Origin of the sequence: Arenimonas sp. (assembly GCF_019459675.1) — a bacterium.
In the GTDB taxonomy this organism is placed as follows: Bacteria; Pseudomonadota; Gammaproteobacteria; order Xanthomonadales; family Xanthomonadaceae; genus Arenimonas.
The window spans coordinates 1-2,762 of record NZ_JAIBFH010000319.1 but is presented as its reverse complement, the minus strand read 5'-3'; the positions used below and the strand labels follow the sequence as shown (position 1 = coordinate 2,762).

The following is a 2,762-nucleotide window of genomic DNA, read 5'->3' as shown; positions in this document are numbered from 1 at the left end:
GGGGATGGCGACCTGGGTGGATTCGACGATGAAGTCGACGTAGCCGCGGTCGAGGTAGTAGTTGGACAGCTTATCCAGGTCGCCCGAAAGCTTCTCGCGCGAATACTGGTCGTCGCGGCGGTACCACGACAGCCAGTTGCTGGTGCCCGATTCCCAGCCCTGGCGGATGTCCAGGTCGCGGTAGGTCGGGTTGCCGACGATGTTGATGTCGCGGATGCGCGCGGCCTTGCCCTCGGCGATCACGATGGTGATGTCGACGCGGTTGCGGTCGAGGTTGCTGACCGACGGGGTGATGGAGACGTTGTACTTGCCGCGGTTGTTGTACTGGCGGATCAGTTCCTGCGTCACCCGGTCGAGGTTGAGCGGGTTGAAGGTCTCGCCCTCGGTCAGGCCGATGTTGCGCAGGCCGCCCAGCAGGTCTTCGGACTTGATGTCCTTGTTGCCCGACAGCGTGATGGCGTTGATGGCCGGACGCTCGGTGACCACCACCACCAGGATGCCGCCCTGGCGCTCGAGGCGGACGTCGCTGAAGAAGCCGGTCTTGAACAGGGCCCGGATGGCCTCCGAAGAGCTGCTGCGGTCGAGCGTGTCGCCCTTCTCGACCGGCAGGTAGGTGAACACCGTGCCGGCGGAGATGCGCTGCAGTCCCTCGACGCGGATGTCCGCCACGGTGAAGGCATCGAAGTTCTGTGCCTGGACGGGGCTGGCGATTGCGGCGGCAAGCGCGAGGCTCAAGAGGCAGCGGCGAACAGTGGGTCGCGTCATCATCAATCCGTTGGTGACGGACGCCGGGAGCGTCCGCGAAAGGGTGGGGTCAGAAACTGGGTCGGAACAAGTCATTATAGAAGGCCAGGCCCATCAGGCCGGCCAGGAACACCAGACCGACGTATTGACCTGCCATCAGCGCTCGTTCACCGACCGGGCTGCCTTTGACCAGCTCGATAAGGTAATACAGCAAGTGTCCCCCATCCAAGACCGGGATGGGCAGCAGGTTCATGATGCACAGGCTCAGCGACAGGATCGCCAGGAAGTTCAGGAACCAGGCCGGGCCCAGGCTGGCGCTGCCGTTGGCGACCCGGGCGATGGTGATCGGCCCGGAAATATTCTGCAGCGAAGCCTGCCCGGTCACCATGCGGCCCAGCATGCGCATCACGTCGCTGGCCATCTGGTAGGTCTGGGAAAGGGCCTCGGGAACGGCCTGCAGCGGGCCGAAGCGCAGCACGGCGTCCTGCGGGCGCGCGGCGCCGGTGATGCCCAGCAGCCAGCGCGGCTGGCCCTGGACGTCCGCCATCCGGGGGTCCACTTCCACCACGGCCGACCGGCCGCCACGCTCGATTTGAAGGGCCAGCGGCTCGCCGCTGCGGGCGGCCACCTGAACGGCGTCGCCCAGCTCGAAGTAGGTGAGGATGGGCTGGCCGCCGACGGCGACAATGCGGTCGCCCGGCTGCAGGCGGCCCGCAGCGGCGCCGTCCGGCTGCACGGTGCCGACCACGGCGGGGTCGGAAAGGCTCAGGCCGAGGTCCCGGAACGGGTTCTGTTCGCTGACCGCCACGTCGGCCCGGTCCAGCGGCAGCACCCGCATCACCTCGTCGCCGGCGGCGGTGCGCACCCGCACCGCGGTGGACTGACGGTCCATGGCGGCGTTGGAAAGGGCGATCCCGGCTTCGGTGAGGGTGCGGGTTTCGCGGTCGCCCACGGCCAGCAGGCGATCGCCGGGCTGGAAGCCCGCGCTGGCGGCGATGCCCTGCGCGGGGCCCATCACGGGCGCGTAGTCGGGCTTGCCGATCACGAACATCAGCCACATCAGGGCGATGCAAAGCAGAAGGTTGGCGATGGGGCCAGCGGCCACGATGGCGATGCGCTGGCCTACCGGCTTGGCGTTGAAGCTCTGGTGGCGGTCCTGGGGCGCGACCTCGGTTTCGCGATCGTCCAGCATCTTCACGTAGCCGCCCAGCGGCAGCATGGCCAGCACGTATTCGGTGCCGTCCTTGCCCACGCGGGTCCACAGCGGCTTGCCGAACCCCACCGAGAAACGCAGCACGCGCACGCCGCAACGGCGCGCCACCCAGTAATGCCCGAACTCGTGGAAGGTGACCAGGATGCCCAGGCTGACCAGCAGCCACCACACCGACCCGAAGAACTCCGTCATGCGTGCATCCTCGGGATCAGTGATTCGGCCATGCGCCGGGCCTCGGCGTCGGTGTCCATCAGTTGGGCCAGGTCGCCGGCGGGGCCGCCGGGCAGGGCGTCCAGGCAGGCCTGGATCAACTCAGGGATGCCTAGGAAACCCAATCGGCCCTGAAGAAAGGCTGAAACAGCTATTTCATTGGCCGCGTTCAGGATGGCGGGGACGCGGCCGCCGGCCTCCAGGGCCCGGAACGCCAGGCCCAGGCAGGGGAAGGCGGCCAGGTCGGGGGCCTCGAAATCGAAGCGCGCCAGCGCCGCCAGGTCCAGCGGCGCCACGCCCGAGTCCACGCGCTCGGGCCAGGCCAGGCCGTAGGCCAGGGCGGTGCGCATGTCGGGATTGCCCAGTTGCGCCAGCACCGACCCGTCCACGTAGTCCACCAGCGAATGGATGACGCTCTGCGGGTGCACCACCACTTCGATCTGCGACGCCGGCATGCCGAAAAGATAGTGCGCTTCGATCACCTCCAGGCCTTTGTTCATTAGCGTGGCGGAGTCGACCGAGATCTTGCGGCCCATCACCCAGTTGGGATGGGCACACGCCTGGTCGGGGGTGACCCGGGCCAGCTCGGCGCGCG

General features: G+C 67.8%; 2 protein-coding genes and 1 pseudogene. All 3 read right to left on the bottom strand.

Features of this window, described 5'->3' with window-relative positions:
• Window positions 1-765, bottom strand: a 765-nt coding sequence (locus tag K0M70_RS10780) for a POTRA domain-containing protein (protein ID WP_290781866.1), incomplete at its 3' end; no start/stop codon positions are given.
• Between the two features lie 49 nt (window positions 766-814).
• A complete protein-coding gene (rseP, locus tag K0M70_RS10775) occupies window positions 815-2,149 on the bottom strand; it encodes an RIP metalloprotease RseP (protein WP_290781865.1) in 1,335 nt (444 codons plus the stop codon).
• A pseudogene (locus tag K0M70_RS10770) lies at window positions 2,146-2,762 on the bottom strand (1-deoxy-D-xylulose-5-phosphate reductoisomerase); the annotation flags it as partial. The pseudogene K0M70_RS10770 and the gene rseP, both read right to left, overlap by 4 nt.

What these genes read in the sequence shown, in the direction of transcription:
- rseP (WP_290781865.1), bottom strand. Translation starts at nt 2,149, where the DNA reads ATGACGGAGTTCTTCGGGTCGGTGTGGTGGCTGCTGGTCAGCCTGGGC.